Below are 1,174 nucleotides of genomic sequence, written 5' to 3'. Positions count from 1 at the left end.
GATCAGTTTTTTGAAATTTGCGCGCAAAAACTCCGCACCGTGCGCCGCGCTGAAGCTCCGCAAAACCCCGAGCGGCAGCCATAAATTTCTCTCGCCCTTGCGCAGCGCAAAATCCGCGAAATTATGCACAAAGACCGCAGGCTGGCGCCTTGCACTCTCTGCTATCTGCACGCCCTCCGCACTCTGCGAGTTTTCCACCTTTTTCACGCTCTGTGAATTTTCTACGCCCTCTATATTTTCCGAGTTTTCTGCATACTGCGCGCTCCGCGAGCCCCGTGCGTTTTTTGCACTATGTCCATCATTTGTATTTTCCGCACTTTGCGTACTCCGCATACTTTCCGCATTTTCTGCGCTCCATACGCCTTCTGCCGCTAGTTTCGTTTCGCATACGGCGCCGCGAAGCGAAATCTCGCCCAGCTCGCTATCGTCCGCGCAATTTGCAGCGCCGATAAAATTTTCGGACAAATTTTCATCTAAAACCCAAGCTAAATTTTTAGACTGGATTTTATCCGTAGCGGCATACTTGTGAGTCGTATCCTTGTAAAGCTCGATCTTGCTACCGCCCGAATGGAGCCTCTTTAGCAAAACTTCGTCTGCGCCGCGCTCGCAGAGCAAAATTTTATCCGTGCAGGTCGCGCTCGCGTCTAATTCGCCCCCAAGAGCTTGCGTTTTGCTAAATTTAGCAGCACTAGCTTCATTTGCAAAAATCCCGTCCGCGCGGGCTGTATCCGTACAAAACCCATTCTTGCAGGCGCGTAAAATTTTACCAAACAGCGCCGCGTAGGCCGCCTCGTCTAAATCCTTTTCGCGTACGATGATCTCGCCTACGCCCGTCGCGGCAAAATCCGCTATACGCGCAAGCAGTGCCGCCTCGCTGCCGCAGAGCGCGCGATTTGTGATGATCGTAATGCGCGAAGCAAGCTCTAAATCTAGCATCCGCCCGCTCTTTTAGGCCCAAAATCCGTGCGCGGCACAGCACTGAGGCTTAAAATTTTGCCCGCAGCCCTAGGAATTAAAATTTTATTTGCTAGGGCGAGCGCCGAAATCCCCGCTGTCACTCCATATTTCAAAATTTCGTCCGCACAAACAAGGGCTGAAATTCTAGCCGCAGTGCTAGAACTCAAAGCGTTCGTAGAACTGCTCGATTTTATCGGCTTTGCGTTGCCGTTACATA

General features: G+C 51.6%; 2 protein-coding genes. Both read right to left on the bottom strand.

What is annotated here, in order from left to right:
* The coding region (locus tag Q0236_RS07525; protein WP_297916578.1) for a hypothetical protein at positions 1-936 on the bottom strand (936 nt) is incomplete at its 3' end.
* Positions 930-1,174: hypothetical protein (locus tag Q0236_RS07520; protein WP_297916576.1), on the bottom strand; the 245-nt coding region annotated here is incomplete at its 5' end. The genes Q0236_RS07520 and Q0236_RS07525, both read right to left, overlap by 7 nt.

The organism is uncultured Campylobacter sp., assembly GCF_938031315.1.
In the GTDB taxonomy this organism is placed as follows: Bacteria; Campylobacterota; Campylobacteria; order Campylobacterales; family Campylobacteraceae; genus Campylobacter_B.
This window is presented reverse-complemented; position numbering and strand designations above follow the sequence as displayed.